The following is a 21,551-nucleotide window of genomic DNA, read 5'->3' as shown; positions in this document are numbered from 1 at the left end:
GTCTTTGCGCGTATCCTGCTTCATCGAATGATCGTCACCGCGCGCTTACCTGCCAGAATGCGCGGTGCCTCCGGGAGGGTACCTGATGGCCGCGAAGGACGAACCCGTCGTCATCAAGAAGTATGCGAACCGCCGTCTCTACAACACCGGCACCAGTACCTACGTGACGCTCGAGGATCTCGCCGAGATGGTCAAGCGAAGCGAGGAGTTCACCGTCCAGGACGCCAAGACGGGAGAGGACATCACCCATTCGGTGCTCACCCAGATCATCTTCGAACTGGAGAACAAGGCCGGGCAGAACATGCTGCCCATTCCCTTCCTGCGGCAGTTGATCTCCTTCTACGGCGACCAGATGCAGATGATCGTGCCGAGCTTCCTCGAGCAGTCGATGGCTGCCTTCGCCAAGGAGCAGGAGCGGTTTCGGGAGCAGATGAAGGCCGCTTTCGGCAAAACGCCGATGGACATGATGAAGATGACAGCCCCGATGAAGGCGTTCGAGGAGCAGACACGTCGCAACATCGAGCTGTTCCAGAACGCGATGCGGATGTTCACCCAAATTCCCGGCGGAATGCCTCCCGAGAAGCAGGAAACTCCCAAGAAGGAAGGTTCGGAGAAGGCCGACGACCTGCAGGAGCTCAAGGAACAGATCGCTGCCATGCAGCGCAAGATCGACTCCATGAGCTGAGTTTTCGCCGATTGCTGCGTCTCGGTTCAGGTACCGGGCAAGGTCATCGGCAACGGACACCCGATCCGCTCTAGGTAGCAACGCACAGGATCATGGTCGGAGGACCATCCTGCCCGAAGATCATAAGTGGGTGACCGATCCGCAAAACTCACTTCGGCGCGTTTGCCTTCAGCCAGGCCTCCATAAGGTCGATCTCCTTCTCCTGCGAGGAGATGACGTCCTGCGCCAGCTTGCGGATCTCCGGATCCTTGCCGTGCACCAGCAGCACCTTGGCCATGTCGACCGCCGCCTGGTGATGCGGGATCATGCTGCGCACGAAGTCGATGTCGGGGTTTCCGCTGTAGTTTAGCTTCTGCATCTGCTGGTGCATGGCGTCCATGGCCCGCTTGTAGCCGGCCTCGGCGACGGCGCCCGCATCACCGGCTGGATCAGCGGCGTGCCCGCCATGATCGGTCTGCGCAAGTGTGGCACCTGCTATGCCGAAGGCCAGCGCTGCTCCCAGGAAAACCGGAATGAGGAGTCGGCGGGTCATTTGGATCTCCTTTGGTGATCTCGATTCTTGCGGGCAAAGCTCCTGCCGGCAAGCCGCCCTTCGGACGGTCACCGGGACTCAGTGATGATGCCCCGAAAGCCCGTCGAGAATAGGACAGTCGGGCCGGTTGTCCCCGTGACAAACTTCAACGAGGTGGCCCAGGGTGGCCCGCAGTTCCATGAGTTCAGCGATCTTGCGGTCGATCTCGGCGAGCTTGGCCTTGGCGATCGTCTTCACCTCGGCGCTTTCCCGGTGGCTGTCTCCATAGAGTGACAGGAGTTGCCGGCATTCCTCGACCGAGAACCCAAGACTGCGCGCTCGCTGCACGAATTTCAACCGGTGAACGTCAGCGGAGGAATAATCGCGGTAGCCGTTTTCTGCGCGCCCCGGCGACAACAGGCCGATGTCTTCATAGTAGCGGATGGTCTTCGGCGGCAGGCCGGATTTTTCCGAAGCGGCTCCGATATTCATCTCGATCCCTCGACATTCGAGCGTCCGCTTCAGGACGCTCTTCTCACTATGTAGGGAGGATGCGTAACCCTTCCAGTGACTGGAAGGTCAAGGAGGATTTCTGCCGGTATCGTTGATGCGCCCGCGAGCCGGCCCAAGAGCGCCGCGGCTCGGCCAGCCTCAGAGCTTTGCCAGCCGCTGGCCAATGTCGAGCGTGAGCAGTTCCGCCAGTTCGCGCGCCGCGCGGTTCTCCGCGTCGATGCCCGCTCGCCAGGTGGCGAATTCCTGGCTGGGCTGGTCATACGAGGCGGGGATGGTGCGCTTTCCCGCGGCGACCGGCTTGCCCGTGGCGGCGTCCGTCAGCACGTAGGAGCCGGTCATGTAGAGGGTTGCCGCGGTCGGCCGGTTCTCGTCGTTTTCGACCGTAACGACCGCCTCGTTGACCACCTGCTCGGTCACGGTCAGCGTCATCAGGTATTTTGGCTGGGCTGGCTGCCCTGCCCCGCCGTTCAGCGCGAAGATCAGATCGTTGCGCAGTCTCTGGGCGAAGCGCGTATTGACCGGCGCGATCGAGATCTGCTTCAGCCCCTCGGCCGCACCTGCCGCATAGCCGACCGCTGCTCCGCCGCCGTCGGAATAGAGCGGCCGTACTGTGCAGGCGGCGCTGAGAGCCGTGGATGCCACGATTGCGAGGACGCCCACGGTGCGAACGATCGACCGCGGGCGGACATGGGGGCGCTCAGGCAACGACATTCACGATCCTTTGCGGCACCACGATCACCTTGCGGGGCGGCCGTCCCTCCAGCGCCTTCTGGACGAAGTCCAGCGACAGGGTGGCCCTCTCGATCGCAGATTGATCTGCGTCGCGCGCGATCGTCAAGTCGCCGCGCTTCTTGCCATTGATCTGGACGGGCAGCACGATCTCGTTGTCCACCACCAGCGCAGGCTCGAAAGCCGGCCACCGGCGTTCGGCGATCAGACCCTCGCCGCCGATTGCCGACCAGCATTCCTCCGCAAGATGCGGCATCATCGGCGCGATCATCGCCAGCAGGAATTCGACGGCCTCGCGCAGTGCGCCGCGCATGGCAGCGTTCGCTTCGCCGGCAGCGGCGGCTGCGAGCGGCGCCTGGAGGGCATTGGTGAGTTCGTAGATGCGGGCAACGGCCTTGTTGAAGCCGAGCCTCGCGATCTCCTCTCCCACGGCCTTGAGCGCCTTGTGGGCCGCCTTCGAGACCGCGCCGGCTTCACCGTCGGTCGAGTGCGCAGGCGCGACACCGGCGAGCGACGGCGCTGCTTCCGACACCAGGCGCCAGACGCGCTGGACGAAGCGGTGCGCGCCTTCGACGCCGGCTTCCGTCCAGATCACATCGCGCTCCGGCGGCGAGTCGGAGAGCATGAACCAGCGCGCGGTGTCGGCGCCGTAGCTCGCGATGATGTCGTCGGGATCGACCACGTTCTTCTTCGACTTCGACATCTTCTCGATCGGGCCGATGTCGACGTCCTCGCCCGTCGCGATCAAGGTGGCGCGGCGAACGCCGTCCGTCTCGGTGATATTCACCTCGGCGGGCGTCACATGGACGCCGCCGTTGCGGCGGTAGGTCTCATGGACCACCATGCCTTGCGTGAACAGGCCCTCGAACGGTTCTTTCACCTCGTTCACATGCCCGGTCGCCTTCAGCGCGCGCACGAAAAAGCGCGAATAGAGCAGGTGCAGGATCGCATGCTCGATGCCGCCGATATACTGGTTGACGGGAAGCCAGCCCTTCGGCCCATCCACCATCGGCAGGGTGGTCGGCTCCGTTCCGTTCCACGGATCGGTGAAGCGGGCGAAGTACCAGGACGAATCGACGAATGTGTCCATCGTATCGGTGTCGCGCCGCGCCGGCTTGCCGCATTGCGGGCAGTCGACGTGCTTCCAAGTCGGGTGGTGATCGAGCGGATTGCCCGGCTTGTCGAAGCTGACGTCCGCCGGCAGTTCGATCGGCAGTTGGTTGGCGGGAACCGGCACGGCCCCGCACGAGTCGCAGTGGATGACCGGGATCGGGCAGCCCCAGTAGCGCTGGCGCGAGATCAGCCAGTCGCGCAGCCGGAACTGCACCTTGCGCTCGGCCATCGGCTGGTCGTTGGTAGCGCGGCTGCCGAGCAGATCGGCGACCTTGTCGAAGGCATCCTTCGGCTTCAGGCCGTCCAGGAAGCGCGAATTGATCATCACGCCGTCCTCGACATAGGCCTCGTCATCGACGACGAAGGTCGCGGCATCCGCGTCGGCCGGCATGACCACGGGCACGACCGGCAGGTTGTATTTCCGCGCGAAGTCGAGGTCGCGCTGGTCGCCGGAGGGGCAGCCGAAGATCGCGCCGGTGCCGTACTCCATCAGCACGAAGTTCGCGACATAGACCGGCAGCTTCCAGTCCGGATCGAACGGATGCACGGCGCGGATGCCGGTATCGAAACCCTTCTTCTCGGCAGTCTCCAGGTCGGCCGCGGACGTGCCGCGATGGCGCACCTCCTCGATGAAGGCGGCGAGTTCGGGATTGTTCTTCGCCGCCTTCTTCGCGAGCGGATGATCGGCGGCGATCGCCATGAAGGAAGCGCCAAAAATCGTGTCGGGGCGGGTCGTGTAGATCTCCAGTTGATCCTCGCCGGACGGCGTGGTCGCCGGGTCCAGCGGCCAGCGGATCTGCAGGCCTTCGGAGCGGCCGATCCAGTTGGCCTGCATCAGCTTGACCTTCTCGGGCCAGCGGTCGAGCGTCTCCAGCCCATCCAGCAGGTCCTGGCTCATCGACGTGATCTTGAAGAACCATTGGGTGAGGTCGCGCTGCTCCACGGGCGCGCCCGAGCGCCAGCCGCGTCCGTCGATCACCTGCTCGTTGGCGAGCACGGTCATGTCGACCGGATCCCAGTTCACCTTGGCCGACTTGCGCTCGACCAGCCCGGCCTTCCAGAAGTCGAGGAACAGTTTCTGCTGGTGCTTGTAGTAGGAAGGGTCGCAGGTGGCGATTTCGCGGGCCCAGTCGAGCGACAGGCCCATCGTCTTCAACTGTCCCTTCATCGTCTCGATGTTTGCGTAGGTCCAGTCGCGCGGGTTGACCTTGTTGTCGCGCGCCGCGTTCTCGGCCGGCAGGCCGAAAGCGTCCCAGCCCATCGGGTGCAGCACGTTCCTGCCATTGGCGCGCTGGAAGCGGGCGACCACGTCGCCCATCGTGTAGTTGCGCACATGGCCCATGTGGATGCGCCCCGACGGGTAGGGGAACATCTCGAGCACATAGTATTTCTCGCGCGGGTCGTCGTTCTTCGTCTCGAAGAGTTTTGCCGTCTCCCAGGCTTTCTGCCATTTCGGCTCGGATGCGCGCGGATTGTATCGTTCGGTTGCCATGTCCGGGATTTCACTGGATAAGACGGGCAAAATTGGGTTCGGCGGACCTTCATCACGGTTTGCCGAGGGCGTCAACCTTGGGGGCTTAAGGGCAGCCACAGGGAGTCGACAACCAGGGGTTTTAGGATCGAGACATGACCGACGCAGTCGCACGGCTGGCAGACGTGAAGGGAAATATCGCAGCGGCGGAGCGCGAGGCCAACCGGCCCGCCGGCAGCGCCACGCTCGTTGCCGTCTCGAAAACCTTCGGCGAGGGCGACATCCGCCCGGTGATCGGGGCCGGGCAACGCGTTTTCGGCGAAAACCGCGTCCAGGAAGCGCAGTCGAAATGGCCGGCGCTCCGGGCCGAGTTCCCCGACCTCGAACTGCACCTCATCGGCCCGCTGCAGTCCAACAAGGCGAAGGAAGCCGTCGCGCTGTTCGACGTCATTGAAACTGTCGACCGCGAAAAGATCGCCGCCGAACTCGCCAAGGAGATGCGCAAGCAGGGCAAGGCGCTGCGGGTCTACGTGCAAGTTAATACGGGTTCGGAGCCGCAGAAGGCCGGCATAGAGCCGCGCGAGGCGGTGGCCTTTGTGCAGCGCTGCCGCGACGTGCATGGCCTCGCCATCGAAGGCCTCATGTGCATCCCGCCGGCGGACGAAAACCCCGGCCCGCACTTCGCGCTCCTGGAAAAGCTCGCGCGCGAGGCGGATGTGGAGAAGCTCTCCATGGGGATGTCGGGCGACTACGAGCTGGCGATTGCCTTCGGCGCCACCAGCGTGCGCGTCGGCTCGGCGATTTTTGGGGCGCGGTGAGCGCCAGGCGGCGATCGCATACGGCTTTTACCCCGGCCCCTTACCCTCCCCACAAAGAGGAGAGTAAGGGGTGGAGGTATAAGACCGCTCAGTTCGTCAAAGCATCATTAGCGATAGCCTGACCCCTGATCCTCAGTAGGGAACAGAGCGGCGCTCACACGAACGGCTTGCCGATGTCGTACTTCCTCGGCACCAGCCGCTCGAAATAGGCGCGGCCGGCGGCGGAGAGATGTGTGCCGGCTTCGTCAAGGAAATCGGCGGGCATGTGGCGGGTCTTGCCGGCGACGTTGATGAGCGGCACTTTTCGCAACACCGTCCGGCCATTCTCCACTTGGAGAGCCACCGAGCCGCCGCCGTCGCCGGCCACCTGCACGGCGAATGCGCCCGCCTCGAAGGCCTCCTGCTGGTCGACCCTGTTGATCGCGCCGACGAAGCCGCGCGGCATGTAGCCGAGCGCGTCGACGCGGGCGCGCTTGCCCGGAAGGCCTTCACGCAGCGCGTGCTCGAACGCCAGGCCCAACTCGCCGCCCGAGAGCTTCAGGTTGCCGTGGGCGTCACGCTCCAGCCGCTCCGCCGGCACCAGCGTCTCTACCAGCGCTCTGCCGTCTTCGGTGGTGACGCCTTCGGAGACGGCGACGATGCAGCGCTTGTGCCGGTCGAGCGTGCGCTTCACGTCGTCGATGAAGCGTTCCGCCGAAAAGGCCCGCTCCGGCACGTAGATGAGATGCGGACCGGACTCCTCGTCGATCTGCCAGGCGGCGGAAGACGCAGTGAGGAAGCCGGCGTGCCGGCCCATGACGATCGCCACATAGATGCCGGGGAGCGCGCGGAAATCGAGGTCGGCGGTCAGGAAGGCGCCCGCCGTGTATTCCGCGGCCGAGATGAAGCCCGGCGTGTGGTCGTTCTCCTCGAGGTCGTTGTCGATGGTCTTCGGCGCATGGACGAAGGCGATCGATCCGCCGGAGGCATCGGTCAGGATCTGCTGCGTTCCGGACGTGTCGTTTCCGCCGATATAGATGAAGGCTTCCGCGCCGACTTTCTGCAGGCCCTTCAGCACCAGGTCGCAATAGGCGGCATCGGGCTTGTCGCGCGTCGAGCCCAGCGCCGCACTCGGCGTACCGGCGATGCGCATCAGTTCCGCCTCGGGGATCTCGGTAAGATCGACATAGTCGCCGTCGCGGATACCGCGGACGCCATAGCGGGAGCCCAGCACGCGGGCGCCGGGATGGCGCTTCCTCACCTCCAGCGCTGCCCCGACCATGGTCTGGTTGATCACCGCCGTCGGGCCGCCGCCCTGCGCGATCACGAATGTTCCGGCCATTTTTCTCTCCCGGTCTTTGACTGCCCGCAGGTTTAGCCGAGTTTGGCACAGGCGCAACCCGCAAGTCAGGGCAACGGGGTGGAGGGTAGATGCCCTTCGAGCCTGGCTGAGTTCTCCTACGCGACGGCGCGGGCCACCTCTGGCCGCAGCGGATTTGAAGCCCTGCGCCATACAAATCCCCGCTTGCAAGCTATAGTGAGGCTTCGTACGGAATGCGCATCGCGGGCATGCCGCGAACGCTACCTTGTTGTTGAGGGTCACCATGTCCGAGAACGCATCGCTCCAGTCCCGCCGCGTCGCGGCCATCCCGCGCGGCGTCGCCACCGCCTATCCGGTCTTCGCCGCCCGCGCCGAGAACTCGGAACTCTGGGATGCCGACGGGCGCCGCTTCATCGATTTCGCTGGCGGCATCGCCGTGCTCAATACCGGCCATCGCCACCCCAAGGTGATCGCCGCCGTGCGCGAGCAGCTCGACGCCTACACGCACACTGCCTTCCAGATCGTGCCTTACGAACCCTACATCGCCCTCTGCGAGCGGTTGAACAAGCTCGCGCCGTTCAAGGGCGAGGCCAAGTCGATCCTGTTCTCGACGGGCGCCGAGGCGGTCGAGAACGCGGTGAAGATCGCACGCGCCCACACCGGCCGCACCAATGTGATCGCCTTCACCGGCGCCTTCCACGGCCGCACGCTGATGACCAGCGCGCTGACCGGCAAAGTGGCGCCGTACAAGAAGAAGTTCGGCCCTATGCCGGCCGGCATCTGGCACGTGCCGTTCCCCGCGCCGCAATTCGACGTCTCTGTCGCGGATTCGCTGAAGGCGCTGGAATTCCTCTTCCGGGCCGATGTCGATCCAGTCAATGTGGCGGCTATCATCATCGAGCCGGTGCAGGGCGAGGGCGGCTTCCATCCCGCACCGACCGAGTTGCTGCAGGCGCTCCGGAAGATTTGCGATGAGCACGGCATCGTGCTGATCGCCGACGAGGTACAGACCGGTTTTGCGCGCACCGGAAAGATGTTCGGCATCGAGAACTCCGGTGTCGAGCCTGACCTCATCACCATCGCCAAGTCGCTCGCCGGCGGTTTTCCGCTGTCGGGTGTGATCGGTCGGGCAGCAATCATGGACGCGCCAGAGCCGGGCGGGCTCGGCGGCACCTATGCCGGCAGCCCGATCGCCTGCGCCGCGGCGCTCGCCGTGCTCGACGTCATCGAGGAGGAGAAGCTGATCGCCCGCTCGAACACGCTGGGCGAGCGCATCAAGGGCGAGCTTGCCCGCATCGCGCAGCGCAACGACACGATTGCGATGGACTATATCCGCGGCCCGGGCGCCATGGTCGCGTTCGACGTGGTGAAGAGCCGCGGCAGCGCCGAGCCGGATGCCGACGCAACCAAGCGCGTGACCCAGGCAGCACTTGCCGAGGGCCTGGTGCTGCTCTCCTGCGGCGTCCACGCCAACACCATCCGCATCCTGATGCCGCTGACGATCTCCGACGCGGTGCTGGAAGAAGGGCTGCAGAAGCTCGAACGCGCCCTGGTCGCTGCGAACGGGTGATTGGGGCTCGATAGCCCTTTTCGACCCCCACTCCGGTTTGCTTTGCAAACCACCTCTCCCCCGATCGACGGGGGAGAGGTGGCGAGCCCTGAGCTTGTCGACGGGCGAGACGGAGTGGGGGCGAGTCGATCGCGAGGGCGCCGCCACCATCAGATAAGGGCTGAGTTCCCTTAACTGCCCCTCGCCATCTCCCGCAGCTTGAACTTCTGGATCTTGCCCGTCGAGGTTTTTGGGATCTCCGTGAAGATCACCGCCTTGGGCACCTTGAAGCGGGCAAGCAGCGAACGGCAGTGGTCAAGAATCTCGGCCTCGCTGGCGGTCCTGCCCGGCTTCAGCTCGACATAGGCGACCGGCACCTCGCCCCACTTCTCGTCGGCCCGCGCGACGACGCCGCAGGAGGCGACCGCCGGATGCTTGTAGAGCGCGTCCTCGACCTCGATCGAGGAGATGTTCTCGCCGCCCGAGATGATGATGTCCTTGGAACGGTCTTTTAGCTGGATGTAGCCGTCCGGGTGGAGCACGCCGAGATCGCCGGAGTGGAACCAGCCGCCGGCAAAGGCCTCGTCGGTTGCGTTGCTGTTCTTCAGATATCCCTTCATCACGATGTTGCCGCGGAACATGACCTCGCCGAGCGTCTCGCCGTCGGCGGGGGTCTGGCTCATCGTCTCGGGATCCATGACGGTCAGCCCTTCGAGCGAGGCGTAGCGCACCCCCTGCCGCGCCTTCCTCGCGGCGCGGCCGGCGCGGTCGAGATGGTCCCACTCCAGATGCCACTCGTTGACCACCGCCGGCCCATAGGTCTCGGTGAGGCCGTAGAGATGGGTGACGGCGAAACCGGCGTCGGCCATGCCGGACAGCACGGCCTCCGGTGGCGGGGCCGCGGCGGTGTTGAAGGTCACCGTCTGCGGGAACTCGCGCTTCTCAGCGTCGGGCGCATTGATCAGCATCGACATGACGATCGGTGCACCGCAGAGATGGGTGACGCCATGGTCGGCGACGGCGTCGTACATGGCCTTGGCGCGCACCCAGCGCAGGCAGACATGCGTGCCCGCCTGCACGGCCAGCGTCCACGGAAAACACCAGCCGTTGCAATGGAACATGGGCAAGGTCCAGAGGTAGACCGAATGCTTGCCCATGCCGGCATGGATCGTGTTCGCGTAGGCCATCAGGGCGGCGCCGCGATGGTGGTAGACGACGCCCTTCGGGTTGCCGGTGGTGCCGGAAGTGTAGTTGAGCGAGATCGCGTCCCACTCGTCGTCGGGCATCGACCAGTCAAAATCCGGATCGCCGGACTGGACGAGTTCCTCGTAGTCGAGCGAGCCGATCCTTTCTCCCTTGGGATAGGGCGCATCGGCCGGGTAGGCCGGGTCGTCATAGTCGATCACCAACGGCTTGACGCTGGCCAGGGCGAGCGCCTCGCGGGCGACGGCGGAAAATTCGCGGTCGACGATCAGCACCGTCGACTCGGCGTGGTCGAGCTGGAACGCGATGATCGACGCATCCAGCCGCGTGTTCAGCGAATGCAGCACCGCCTTCACCATGGGCACGCCGAAATGCGCTTCAAGCATGGCCGGCGTGTTCGATAAGAGCACCGTGACGGTGTCGCCCTTGCCGATTCCCTTCGCTGCGAGGGCCGAAGCGAGGCGGATGGAACGCACCCAGAACTGGCGATAGGTCAGCCGGAGATCGCCATGGATAATGGCGGGATGGTCGGGATAGGTCTTGGCGGCCCGTTCCAGAAGGGTCAGCGGCGTGAGCGGCTGGTAGTTGGCCGGGTTCCGCTCCAGCCCGATCTCGTAGATGTTCGTCACTGCCTTCCCCCGATCGCGATCGAAGCGATCCTAGAGCGGCACTGCCGCAGGGGAAAGGTGGTTCTCTACAGCCCTTGGCAAAGCTGCCACGCGATGGCGACCATTTTGCATTTGAAACGACCCCCACCCCTGACCCAAGGGGGAGGTGTCAGGGGTGGGCGTACAGTGCCGGCTGGCTACGAAACGGGGCGAAGCGCGGGTCGTGTGCTGTCGGCAGACGAGCCGGTAGCATTGTGGGCCGGACGCGGCGGCAAGGCGGACTTCTTGCCGCCCCAGCCGATGGTCGGCAGCCACTCCAGCCAGTAGGCGAGCGCGAACTGCAGGCCGATGCCGCCGATGATCAGCGCGAAGTCCAGCAGCAGACCGCCGGGATGGACCGCCTTCAGGACCTGCGCGGCCATGGAAAGGAGAGTGCCGCCAATGAATACAGGCAAAGAATGCTTACCCAGGATGGCGAGCGGGTGGCTCGCCTGCTTGCGGGCGAGCTTCGACAGCGCAGGGATCGAGACGATCAGGTAGGCAAGAGCGAGCACGTGCAGCAGGCGTGGCAGGGACAGGAACGTCTTGTCGAAGCCGGACAGGACGGCCGGCAGGTCAAGGGCGGTCTCCAGGCCCCACAGCGGCCAGCGCACCCAGACTAGCGAAACCAGCACATAGCCGAGCGACATCAGCGCCAGCGGCTTGCTGTAGGCGATCTCGCCGCCACGTCTCACATGCATCAGACACGCCATGCCGATCACGAACAGGAATTGCCATGACAGCGGGTTGAGGAACCAGAGGCCGTCGCCCGGATAGTTCGGTGGGGCGATCTGCCACAGGCCAGCCGCCAACCAGACGAGGCCGGACGCAACCACCATTGAGAGCAGGCTGGTGCTGCCGATCAGCAGGAACAGCGGCAGCATGATCAGCACGACCGCGTACATCGATAAGATGTTGTTGTAGCCGACCTGATGTCCGAGGGTGACGAGGCCGATGAGCGCTTGCGGCGTGTCCTCCATCAGGGCCGGGATGTTTATCATCTCCAGCAGCTTCGGCCGCGCGAACCAGAGCGCGCCGGCGGAGAAGATGGCGAGCGTAACAAGGCTGGTGACGATGTGGGCGACATAGAGAACGCCCGCCCGTCGCCACGCCTTGAGTGTCAGCAGCAGGCGGTTGCCCGGCGCGAACTTCGTCCCGTAGGCCAGACCCACCGCTATCCCCGAAATCAGCACGAAGGCTTCGGCGGAATCCGAAAAGCCGAAATTTTTGTGGGTCAGGTGCTCGAAGACTGTACCAGGGACGTGATTCACGAAGATCGTCAGCAGAGCCAGGGCTCGGAAGACATCGATGCGGGTATCCCGCCCGGGCACTACGTCCTTGTTCATAGCTGCGTAAGTCTCTCGCGGTTGCAAAGTTCCAGGCCGACCGGCCTAGTGGATGCACGAGTTGACGGACATGTGGCAGGATTCCTTGCGGCCCACCGCTTTCTTGCCGCCGGCTTGTAACGATTTGTGTCGGCTCAGAACATCAGAACAACTAAGCCGCCCCGTCCCATGGGAGTTTGACAGCGATGAGGGCAACAGTGGCATAGATGAACGGATCGAAGACCTCTGGGCGCTTACGTCGCACCAGCCAGGCGCCGTCAAGTGGCGAGCGGCGCGATCGGCATCTGCGCACCCGAAACCGCCCCCTTCGACAAGCCGACCAGTATGACCGCGGGAACGGCGGCACCGTGGAACCACGGTCGCGAGAAGCTCGGACATTCGGGACAAGGGCCCTTTAGGTCCCCGCTAGCGTGAGCGGCGGCGCTTTGCCAGTCGCGTGCCCTTGTCCAGCAGAGCCAGCGTCGCTATGCCAAAATCGAACCATGATCGCACGGCATGTGGCACCGGCCCATCGCTCCGCATTGCTTGCACACTCGCAGCCAAGTCAGGCCCAATGTCCAACCCCTCCCCTCCCAACCGCTGCCGTATCGTTCTGGTCGCGCCAACCAGTGAAGAGGCTGAGGTCTTCGGCCCCCGCCTGCTCGAAGCCGTCGCCGGAGGCGACGTCGCCTCCCTGATCATCCCGCAGCACGGCGACGAGGCATCCTTCCAGGCGTTCGCGGCACCGATCGTGCGGATCGCGCAGGAGGCAGGGCTGGCGGCGATCATCGTCGACGACACCCGTGTCGCCGGCCGGGTCGGCGCAGACGGGGTCCATATCCAGGCGGGCAAGGAGGATCTCGCCGATGCGATCGAGCGCTGGGGCGGGAAGCTGATCGTCGGCGCCGGTGGAGCGGCCAGCCGCGACGACGCGCTGGAACTGGGGGAACTGCAGCCCGACTACATGTTCTTCGGGCGTCCGGGCTTCGACACCAAGCCGGAACCGCACCCGCGTAATCTGGCGCTCGGCAAGTGGTGGGCCGAGATGGTCGAGATCTCCTGCATCGTCCAGGGCGGGTCAGACATCGCATCCGTCGAGGCCATCGCGGCGACAGGGGCTGAGTTCGTGGCGCTTTCGGCGGCGGTGTTCGGCGAAGGGATCGATCCGCGCGAGGCGGTGGAGAGGGCAAACGCGATCCTGGACCGCGCCGCGCCCAGGCTCGAGGGATGACGGCGTGACGGTATGGCACCGCTGGGCGCGGACATCGGCGCTCCTTGCATTGCTTCTGGCTGCCGTGGCCCCAGTCGGGGCAGTCGAGAGCAATGGCGAGAAGGTTCTGCCTTCGCCGGTCGATCCGGACCGCCGCGAGGGCAAGGTCGATCCGGAGCGGTTCGGCGGCCGGCCCGCCGACCAGGCCTTCGGCGCCTTTCAGCGTGGCCTTTACATGACCGCCTATAACCTGGCTTTGCCTCGCGCCGAGAATGGCGATGCGGCGGCGCAGACGCTCGTTGCGGAGATTCTCTCCCGTGGACTGGGAATGGCGCGCAACGAGGCAGACGCCGCCAAATGGTACGCGCGCGCTGCCGAGCAGGGCGTGCCCGAGGCTCAGTTCCAGTACGCGCTGCTCCTGCTCGACGGTCGTTTCGTCAAGAAGGACGAGAAGGAGGCCTATGTGCTGATGCAGGCGGCGGCTGAAGCCGGCAATCGGCTTGCCCAGTTCAACTTCGCGCAGCTGCTGGTCAGCCGGGAGCCTGACGGCCGCGGCCTGGAGAAGGCGGTGTCTTATTATGAGCGCGCAGCGGAAGCCGGCGTGCCGGACGCCGAATACGCCATGGCGGAGATCTACGCGAACGGGGTCGGCGGCAAGAAGGCGGACGATGCCGCTGCGCGCAAATGGCTGGTCCGTGCTGCCCGGCAAAACTTCGATACCGCTCAGTTGGACCTTGGCCGCTGGATAATGGCTGGCAAGGGCGGGCCAAAGAACGCCGCCGAAGGCTTCGGCTGGCTGTTGCGGGCAGCCCGAGGCGGCAATGTCGCCGCGCAGAACGATGTCGCAAAACTCTACATGCAGGGGATCGGCGTGGAGCCGGACACCAAGGCGGCTGCCGCCTGGTACATGCTCGCCCGGCGCGCCGGGCTGCTCGACCCGATCATGGAAGATTTCCTCGACGGCCTCACCGACGACGAGATTAAGCAGGCGCTGGAGACCGCCAACCGGCTTCGGTGAGCTATCCGGCGCCTTGCCTCGCGTCCGCGTTTATGGTCTTGAGGCGCTAAGGCCGCATGCGGCCAACCCCCACATCGAAAGCGACAGAATGGCCAAGATCAGCGGCAGCGAAATCCGTCCGGGCTACGTCATCGAGCACAATGGCGGCCTCTGGGCGGCGGTGAAGACCAACACCGTCAAGCCCGGCAAGGGCGGCGCCTACAACCAGGTCGAGCTGAAGAACCTTGTCGACGGCACCAAGCTCAACGAGCGCTTCCGCTCGGCCGAGACGGTGGAGCGTGTCCAACTCGACCTGAAGGACTTTACCTTCCTCTACGAGCAGGGCGATGCGCTCATCTTCATGGACACCGACAGCTACGAACAGCTCGAATTGCAAAAGGAGTTCGTGGGTGATCGGGCTGCTTTCCTGCAGGACGGCATGAAGGTCACGGTGCAGCTCTACGAGGATAGGCCCATCGGCATTTCCCTGCCCGACCAGGTCGTCTTGACCGTTGCCGAGGCAGATCCGGTCGTGAGGGGCCAGACCGCGGCATCCTCCTACAAGCCGGCCGTGCTGGAGAACGGCGTCCGCGTCCTGGTCCCGCCCTTCATCGAAGCCGGCGAGCGGGTTCTGGTCGACACCAACGAGATCGCCTATTTGCGGCGGGCGGATTAACCTAGTCAGTCGTTGTTCGTCGGTCGTGGTCCGGAACCAGCTTCTCGGATCGGCGTACTGGCAGCTAGAAACGAACGACGAACAACGAACAACGAACAACGGATTCTCCCATGGCCCGCTCCGCACTTCTGAACGTCATGGTCCAGGCCGCGATGAAGGCCGGGCGATCGCTGTCGCGGGACTTCGGCGAGGTGCAGAACCTTCAGGTATCTCTGAAGGGGCCCGGCAACTTCGTGAGCCAGGCGGATCACAAGGCGGAAGAGATTGTCTTCAACGAACTGTCGCGGGCTCGTCCCGGCTACGGCTTCCTCATGGAGGAGCGCGGCACAATCGAAGGCGAGGACGACCAGCACCGGTGGATCGTCGATCCGCTCGACGGCACCACCAATTTTCTGCACGGCATTCCGATCTTCGCCGTCTCGATCGCGCTGGAGCGGCAAGGCCAGATCGTCGCAGGCGTGATCTATAACCCGGCAATGGACGAGCTCTACACTGCAGAGCGGGGCGGCGGCGCTTTCCTCAACGACCGCAGGCTGCGCGTCGCGGCCCGCATGAAGCTCGAGGATGCCGTTATCGCAACAGGGGTGCCGCACCTCGGCATCGGGCACCACGGCAACTATTTGATCGAATTGCGGAACGTCATGGGCGAGGTCGCCGGCATCCGCAGGCTTGGCGCGGCCGCGCTCGACCTCGCCTATGTCGCCGCGGGCCGGTTCGACGGCTTCTGGGAGGAGGGCCTGCATGCCTGGGACATGGCAGCGGGCATGCTGCTCATCCGGGAAGCAGGCGGGTTCACCAGCGATCGCAACAGCGAGCAGAACATGTTCGCCAGCCGCTCGATCGTGGCGGGAAACGAACTGATCCACCGGGCGCTGCTTAAGACGTTGAAGAAGCCGCTGGCGCCACGTTAACGGGAACGTAGGTTGCCGTCTGCGCTTATAGGTGCTGAAGTTCGTCTACCGGCGAATGTGGGCCATGAGCGAGCAAAGCGACTGGTTGAGCGGCGCAGAGATCCCCTATTGGGGGCGCTTCGACTATACGAAAGCCGAACTGATCGCCGACGGTGTCGTTCACGGCATAGGCCTGCTCGGCGCCATCTCGGCGGGATCCATTCTCCTCGCCTTCGCTGCCTTCCATGCGGCACCGCTGGAATATGCGGCTACGCTGCTTTACGTCGTGTCGCTGCTTGCGGTGCTCTCCATCTCCTTTGCCTACAATCTGTGGCCGATCTCCCCGGCGAAGTGGGTGCTGCGCCGGCTCGACCACGCTGCGATCTACCTGCTGATCGCCGGAACCTACATGCCGATCCTCGCACAACTCGAGGACACCTCTCTGGCGCTCGCCATGGGCATCCTCATTTGGAGTTCGGCGGCGCTCGGGATCGCCATGAAGATCTGCCTGCCCGGCCGCTTCGATAGGCTCTCGATCCTGATCTATCTCGCCATGGGTTGGAGCGGCATCGTCGTCGTCCGCAAACTGGTGGAGACACTGCCGTCGAGTTCGGTGTGGCTGATCGCGGCGGGAGGTATCGCCTATTCCTTCGGAGTCATATTCTTCGTCTGGCAGAAGCTGCGCTTTCAGTCGGCCGCCTGGCACAGTTTCGTTGTGCTCGGTGCGGGATTTCATCTCGCCGCAATGATGGACTTCATTGTGCTCGAGCGGGTCTGATTGTCATCGAGGGCGGCAGGGTGAGCACCACGGGCCTGCTTCGCGCCTTTCAATTTGGTCATAATTCCGATTACAGTCCGCGTGAAATGATGCGGGCATGAACACGGGGCGCGGATGTCGTTCTTGAGGAATTTCAGCAGTAAGGCGGACTACGATCCATACAAGCTCTCCAGCCCGCGCGTATTCCTGCTGTCGATGCTGATCTTTCTGGCGATCGTCGCCTTCATTGCGGCGATCCTGACCCGGCAGATCACCTCCGCCTTCTCCACGAACCCCGGCCTGAACGGGCTGATAGCCGGCGTGCTGTTCGTAGGCATCCTGCTTGCATTCGGACAGGTGACGAGGCTGTTTCGGGAGGTGCGCTGGGTGAATTCCTTCCGCGCCGGCTCGGAGACGACCGAACCGGTGCTGCTGGCGCCTATGAAGGTTCTGCTCAGCCGCTCGTCGACGATGGCGCTGTCGACCAACTCGATGCGGACCATGCTGGATTCGATTGCGACCCGCCTGGACGAGAGCCGGGACATCACGCGATATCTGACCGGACTTCTAGTGTTCCTCGGCCTGCTTGGTACCTTCTGGGGTCTCCTGGGCACGATCGGATCGATCGGCGAGACCATCCAATCCCTGGATGCCGGAACCGGGGACACCGCGGCGGTGTTGGATGCCCTGAAGGCGGGGCTGTCTGCGCCACTCTCCGGCATGGGCACCGCCTTCTCGTCGTCTCTGTTCGGCCTCGCCGGATCGCTGGTGCTCGGTTTCCTCGACCTTCAGGCCGGACGCGCCCAGACCCGGTTCTACACCGAGCTGGAAAACTGGCTTTCCTCCGTGACCGATCTCTCCTCCGACATCGCTGTTTCGTCCGATCTTGCCCGGAGCGGAGCGGCTGACGAAATCAAGGTGTTGGGCGAGCGGCTGCACGCGCTTCAGGAGCACGCCGGCGCTAACCCGCGGGTCGCCACTGCCATGGCCAACCTGGCGGACGGCATCTCCGGTCTCGTCAAGAACATGCGCAATGAGCAGCAGATCATGCGCGACTGGGTCGAGGCTCAGTCGCAGGAACAGAGGGCACTCCGCGCCACCCTCGACCGTATCGCCGAGGCACTCAAGCATCGGGAGCTGAACTAAGATGGCGCTCGCCCGCGCTCGCCGCGACCGTCGCATCGACTATTGGCCGGGCTTCGTCGACGCGCTGTCGACGCTGCTTCTGGCCATCATGTTCCTGCTCTCGGTCTTCGTGCTCGCCCAATTCCTGCTCAGCCGCGAGATCTCGGGGAAGGAGGAGGTGCTGAACCGGCTCAACTCGCAGATCAACGAGCTTACCCAACTTCTGGCGCTGGAGCGCTCCAACACCCAGGATGCGGAGGACCAGCTCATCAACCTGCGCGCCTCGCTCACGGCCGCCGAGGACGAGCGCTCGCGGCTGCAGCAATTGCTCGATCAGGGTGCAGGTGCGGGTGCCGCGGCCGATACTCGCATCGGGACGCTGACCGGGGAACTGGATAACCAGCGCCAGATCAGCCAGCAGGCGATGAGCCAGGTCGAACTCCTGAATCAGCAGATCGCCGCTTTGCGCAAGCAGATCGGCGCGCTCGAACAGGCGCTGGAGGTTTCGGAAACCCGCGACCGCGAGTCGAACGCAAAGATCGCCGACCTGGGTCGTCGCCTCAATGTCGCGCTTGCGCAACGCGTCCAGGAGCTCAATCGATACAGGTCGGACTTCTTCGGGCGGCTGCGCGAGATCCTTTCCGATCGCGAGAACATCCGGATCGTCGGCGACCGCTTCGTGTTCCAGTCGGAAGTGCTCTTCCCCGTTGGGTCTGACGTGATCAACGAGGCCGGGCAGACCGAGATGCGCAAGCTCGCGCAGGCAGTCGTCGAGTTGCAGAGGGAAATTCCGCCGGAGATCAACTGGGTGCTGCGTGTGGACGGCCATACCGACAACCGGCCGCTTTCCGGCACCGGGCGGTATCGCGACAACTGGGAGCTGTCGTCCGCTCGCGCCACCTCGGTCGTGAAGTTCCTGATCGCAAATGGGGTGCCTGCCAACCGGCTGGTCGCAGCCGGTTTCGGCGAGAACCAGCCGCTGGATACCGCCGATACTGAAGACGCCCGAGCCAAAAACCGCCGAATAGAGCTGAAGCTTACGGAAAGGTGAGAATTCAGCTCACCTGATTTTTATCTACGGCCCGCCAAAGCCTCCCACGTAAACGCAAGCTTAGCAATTTGTAAGTTGCCCGCCCGGTCTAGGCGAGCGTAGGCTTACACGTGCGGCTGGGAACTGCCGGCGATGGCCGGAGTGCGATCTACGCAGCCACAACTCCTCCCAGCGGCTGCGGTCCCGACACACGGCAATCGCGACGCGACAGTGTCCTGACAGCCGATTTCCTGGAGTGCCTACAAGGTCCTCCGCATGAGAGCGCAGGAGGCTTATCATGCGTGCATTTCCCCTGAAGGCGGCTCTCGCCGCCCTACTCATCGCAACTCCGCTCGGCGTTGCCTCGGCGGGCGGCGGAGGGCACGGTCATGACCGCGGCGATCACAGCCGGAGTGCCGAGAATGGCAAGGGCGGCAACGGCAACAAGAGCGATAACCACGGAAACAAGAGCGCCAACAACAAGGGCAATAAAAACACAGACCATAGGGGAGATAAGTTCGCCAATAAAGACAATGATCACCACAATCGTGGGCACAACAATCGTGGGCGCAACAATCGACACAGCGCTGAATTCCTACGAGATAAGGCGATCGTGGAGCGGAATCTTGCTCTCGCAAACGGCGGAAGCGTCGCCTTTAATTTAGCCAATGGTTCTCTGCATACAGCTGACATCCAACAAGCGTTCAAAAACGGTCTCTTTGGTCCCGTCCACGGCTTCAATCACAACGGTAAAGGGTTCCATGACAATGGCAAAAGTCAGGGGCGGCATGGGAGCAACTCCTTTGCCATGACCGACAGCAATGGAACTAATGGTGATGGCAGTAGCAGGCGAGGTGGCAAGCACCAGGGCATGAATGACAATGGCAAATTTGACCATAAGGGCAAGGGCCATCATGCCCACCGGCATAACAAGACCAAGAAGAGATTCCATGAAGAATTCGCCTTCCGATTCGGGCCGCCAAACGAGGCGGACAACAGCTACTACACTAACGAAATGAATATGGGGCCGTACCCGCTCTACTCGGTCCATCCGCCGCACTGCGTAAGAGATCCGAACGGCGCCTGCATCGTAACACCGGGTGGCTACTACCTGTCGCTGCCGGCAGCTTACACTGGCGCCGGTGGTGCCAGAACTCTTCTCACTGGTCGCGCCCGCCGCGTCGCTGGCGCCACAACCCCTTATGGAGCCGGAACCCCATAAGAGCGAGTTCATCGAAAGCTCGCGCTTCGGGTCCTGAATTCGCGAAAGTCCGTTGCGGGAGGGATCTGGAGGACTCGGTCATGGGTAGAAAGGGCCGCCGGCGGCATCCCGGCGGCCCTCATGCACGTGATGCTGCCGCAATCCTGGCGGGCAGCCAGCTTGCCAACACAGGAAATCGGCGTATTCCAGCGCTTTCCTGGTTGCGCTCGGGCATTGCGAAGTCTAACGGCTTCGTGTTCCTTCGCGCATTCACGCGAGGAGCGCCGATGTCTTTCCAAAAGCTTGATGAATCCTGCCGGCGCCTGGAGGCGTTGGAACATGCGATGGCGATCCTCGGCGCCGACGAGGCGACGCACATGGCGCCCGGCGGAGGCGAAAAACGGGCGGAAGCCATGTCGACCTTGGCCGGCATGTACCATCGCCAGGCCACAGCGCCCGAAATGGGAGACTGGTTGGCCGCCGCCGCGGAGGAGGCCCTCGATGACGAGCAGCGGGCGGCCGTGCGGGAGCTTCGCCGCCAGTACACGAACATGACATGCCTGCCGCCGGAGTTCGTCGAACGGCAGACGAAGGCAAGGTTGCGCTCAGAACAACTCTGGCGCGACCTGCGAGCCAAGAACGACTGGTCGAGCTTCCTGCCGGCACTCGAAGGCATCGTTACACTTGTTCGCGAGGAGGCCGCGATGCGCGCCGAGGTTCTCGGCCTCGAACCTTACGACGCGTTGATGGAGCAATACGATCCCGGAAACCGCGTTGCCGAGATCGGTCCGATATTCGAGGACCTTAAGGTCTTTCTCGGCGGGTTTGTACCCGAGGCGCTCGCGGTCCAGGAAGAACGGCTCTCAAAGTCGTCGCTCAAGCCGCTCTCCGGCGTCTACCCGGTCGAGAAGCAGCGGGAACTCGGGCTCGCCATGATGGCGGCCGTCGGCTTCGACCTCACCCACGGCAGCCTGTCGGTCTCGCATCATCCCTTCTGCGGCGGCGTTCCGACCGACGTGCGCATCACCACGCGCTATCGGACCACGGAATTCCTATCCGCGCTGATGGGTGTGCTGCACGAGACCGGTCACGCCCTCTACGAGCAGAACCTACCGAAGGGCTGGTCGCACTGGCCGCTGGGCAAGGCGCGCGGCATGTCGATGCACGAAAGCCAGAGCCTGTTCGTCGAAAAGCAGATCGGCAGGAACCCGGCATTCTGGCGCTGGGCGCTGCCGATGGTGGAACGGCATCTCGGCGAGAGCTGGAGCGCCGAGGACATCCTGCCGCATGTCCTGCATGTGGAGCGCGGGCTGATCCGCGTCGACGCCGACGAGGTCACCTATCCGCTCCATGTCATTCTGCGTTTCGAGGTCGAGCAGGATCTTCTGGCCGGGCGGCTGGAGGCGTCCGACATTCCCGAAGCGTGGGACGCCAAGATGCGCGACTATCTCGGCCTGTCAACCATCGACAATCCGCAGGACGGGCCGATGCAGGACGTGCACTGGCCGAGCGGCGCCTTCGGCTACTTCCCGTCTTACACGCTCGGCGCCCTGATGGCAGCGCAGCAGTGGGCGGCGATCCAACGGGCGCATCCCTCCATCGAAGACGATTTCGCCAAGGGTGATTTCGAAGCGGTGAACGACTGGCGCCGCAAGAACATCTGGTCGCTAGGCTCGATGTGGTCGACGCCGGAATTGCTCCAGAAGGCGACGGGCGAGCCCCTCACCGCCAAGTACTTCGAGGCGCACCTGAAATCCCGCTACGGGCGCTGACCCGAGGGCGCACGCAGGCTGATCAATGC

General features: G+C 64.0%; 19 protein-coding genes. 12 read left to right on the top strand and 7 right to left on the bottom strand.

The features are described 5' to 3' along the window. The first annotated feature begins 85 nt into the window (after positions 1-85). Positions 86-685: a polyhydroxyalkanoate synthesis repressor PhaR gene (gene phaR / locus HUI96_RS03735; protein ID WP_188253308.1), complete on the top strand. Its 600-nt coding sequence runs from the start codon at positions 86-88 to the stop codon at positions 683-685. 148 nt (positions 686-833) lie between these two features. On the opposite strand, the gene copM is transcribed toward phaR, so the two are convergent. From copM to leuS, 4 genes are all read right to left on the bottom strand, one after another. Next, positions 834-1,217, bottom strand: coding sequence for a CopM family metallochaperone (gene copM / locus HUI96_RS03730; RefSeq protein WP_188253307.1), 384 nt, complete (start codon positions 1,215-1,217; stop codon positions 834-836). Between the two features lie 78 nt (positions 1,218-1,295). Continuing rightward, positions 1,296-1,688 carry a Cu(I)-responsive transcriptional regulator gene (gene cueR / locus HUI96_RS03725; RefSeq protein WP_188253306.1) on the bottom strand — a complete coding sequence of 131 codons (393 nt, stop codon included), beginning with the start codon at positions 1,686-1,688 and terminating at the stop codon, positions 1,296-1,298. Between the two features lie 159 nt (positions 1,689-1,847). Then, entirely contained in the window at positions 1,848-2,420 is a 573-nt protein-coding gene (lptE, locus tag HUI96_RS03720; RefSeq protein WP_188253305.1) for an LPS assembly lipoprotein LptE, read from the bottom strand. After that, positions 2,407-5,043 carry a leucine--tRNA ligase gene (leuS, locus tag HUI96_RS03715; protein WP_188253304.1) on the bottom strand — a complete coding sequence of 879 codons (2,637 nt, stop codon included), beginning with the start codon at positions 5,041-5,043 and terminating at the stop codon, positions 2,407-2,409. Before leuS ends, lptE begins: the two co-directional genes overlap by 14 nt. Positions 5,044-5,177: 134 nt before the next feature. Here leuS and HUI96_RS03710 point away from each other — a divergent pair, with 134 nt between their 5' ends. Next, positions 5,178-5,840, top strand: a complete 663-nt coding sequence (locus HUI96_RS03710; protein ID WP_188253303.1) for a YggS family pyridoxal phosphate-dependent enzyme — start codon at positions 5,178-5,180, stop codon at positions 5,838-5,840. 154 nt (positions 5,841-5,994) lie between these two features. Here HUI96_RS03710 and HUI96_RS03705 read toward each other — a convergent pair whose 3' ends face one another. Further along, positions 5,995-7,161, bottom strand: coding sequence for a diphosphate--fructose-6-phosphate 1-phosphotransferase (locus HUI96_RS03705; RefSeq protein WP_188253302.1), 1,167 nt, complete (start codon positions 7,159-7,161; stop codon positions 5,995-5,997). Positions 7,162-7,423: 262 nt separating this feature from the next. Between HUI96_RS03705 and gabT the strand changes: the two genes are divergently transcribed. Further along, positions 7,424-8,710, top strand: coding sequence for a 4-aminobutyrate--2-oxoglutarate transaminase (gene gabT, locus HUI96_RS03700; protein WP_188253301.1), 1,287 nt, complete (start codon positions 7,424-7,426; stop codon positions 8,708-8,710). 170 nt (positions 8,711-8,880) lie between these two features. Here gabT and HUI96_RS03695 read toward each other — a convergent pair whose 3' ends face one another. Together HUI96_RS03695 and HUI96_RS03690 are read right to left on the bottom strand one after the other, a co-directional pair. Next, entirely contained in the window at positions 8,881-10,521 is a 1,641-nt protein-coding gene (locus HUI96_RS03695) for an AMP-binding protein (protein WP_188253300.1), read from the bottom strand. Positions 10,522-10,697: 176 nt separating this feature from the next. Further along, positions 10,698-11,885, bottom strand: coding sequence for an OpgC family protein (locus HUI96_RS03690; RefSeq protein ID WP_188253299.1), 1,188 nt, complete (start codon positions 11,883-11,885; stop codon positions 10,698-10,700). 553 nt (positions 11,886-12,438) lie between these two features. On the opposite strand from HUI96_RS03690, the gene HUI96_RS03685 reads away from it, so the two are divergent. The 9 genes from HUI96_RS03685 (at position 12,439) to HUI96_RS03645 (ending at position 21,522) form a co-directional block, all read left to right on the top strand. Then, the gene (locus HUI96_RS03685) at positions 12,439-13,095 is read left to right on the top strand and encodes a thiamine phosphate synthase (RefSeq protein ID WP_188253298.1); all 657 of its coding nucleotides are present in this window, start codon (positions 12,439-12,441) and stop codon (positions 13,093-13,095) included. Between the two features lie 49 nt (positions 13,096-13,144). Further along, a complete protein-coding gene (locus tag HUI96_RS03680; protein ID WP_237683972.1) occupies positions 13,145-14,092 on the top strand; it encodes a tetratricopeptide repeat protein in 948 nt (315 codons plus the stop codon). An 88-nt stretch (positions 14,093-14,180) separates the two neighbouring features. Further along, positions 14,181-14,747 carry an elongation factor P gene (gene efp / locus HUI96_RS03675; RefSeq protein WP_188253297.1) on the top strand — a complete coding sequence of 189 codons (567 nt, stop codon included), beginning with the start codon at positions 14,181-14,183 and terminating at the stop codon, positions 14,745-14,747. 110 nt (positions 14,748-14,857) lie between these two features. After that, the gene (locus tag HUI96_RS03670; protein ID WP_188253296.1) at positions 14,858-15,658 is read left to right on the top strand and encodes an inositol monophosphatase family protein; all 801 of its coding nucleotides are present in this window, start codon (positions 14,858-14,860) and stop codon (positions 15,656-15,658) included. Positions 15,659-15,722: 64 nt separating this feature from the next. After that, positions 15,723-16,415, top strand: a complete 693-nt coding sequence (gene trhA / locus HUI96_RS03665) for a PAQR family membrane homeostasis protein TrhA (protein ID WP_188253295.1) — start codon at positions 15,723-15,725, stop codon at positions 16,413-16,415. 114 nt (positions 16,416-16,529) lie between these two features. Next, entirely contained in the window at positions 16,530-17,540 is a 1,011-nt protein-coding gene (locus tag HUI96_RS03660) for a MotA/TolQ/ExbB proton channel family protein (RefSeq protein ID WP_188253294.1), read from the top strand. A 1-nt stretch (position 17,541) separates the two neighbouring features. Further along, positions 17,542-18,570: a peptidoglycan -binding protein gene (locus HUI96_RS03655; RefSeq protein ID WP_188253293.1), complete on the top strand. Its 1,029-nt coding sequence runs from the start codon at positions 17,542-17,544 to the stop codon at positions 18,568-18,570. Between the two features lie 277 nt (positions 18,571-18,847). Continuing rightward, positions 18,848-19,771 carry a hypothetical protein gene (locus HUI96_RS03650; protein ID WP_188253292.1) on the top strand — a complete coding sequence of 308 codons (924 nt, stop codon included), beginning with the start codon at positions 18,848-18,850 and terminating at the stop codon, positions 19,769-19,771. Between the two features lie 266 nt (positions 19,772-20,037). Next, a complete protein-coding gene (locus HUI96_RS03645; RefSeq protein ID WP_188253291.1) occupies positions 20,038-21,522 on the top strand; it encodes a carboxypeptidase M32 in 1,485 nt (494 codons plus the stop codon). The last annotated feature ends 29 nt before the right edge of the window (positions 21,523-21,551 follow it).

This window comes from Pseudaminobacter soli (ex Zhang et al. 2022), assembly GCF_014595955.1.
In the GTDB taxonomy this organism is placed as follows: domain Bacteria; phylum Pseudomonadota; class Alphaproteobacteria; order Rhizobiales; family Rhizobiaceae; genus Kumtagia; species Kumtagia pseudosoli.
This window is presented reverse-complemented; position numbering and strand designations above follow the sequence as displayed.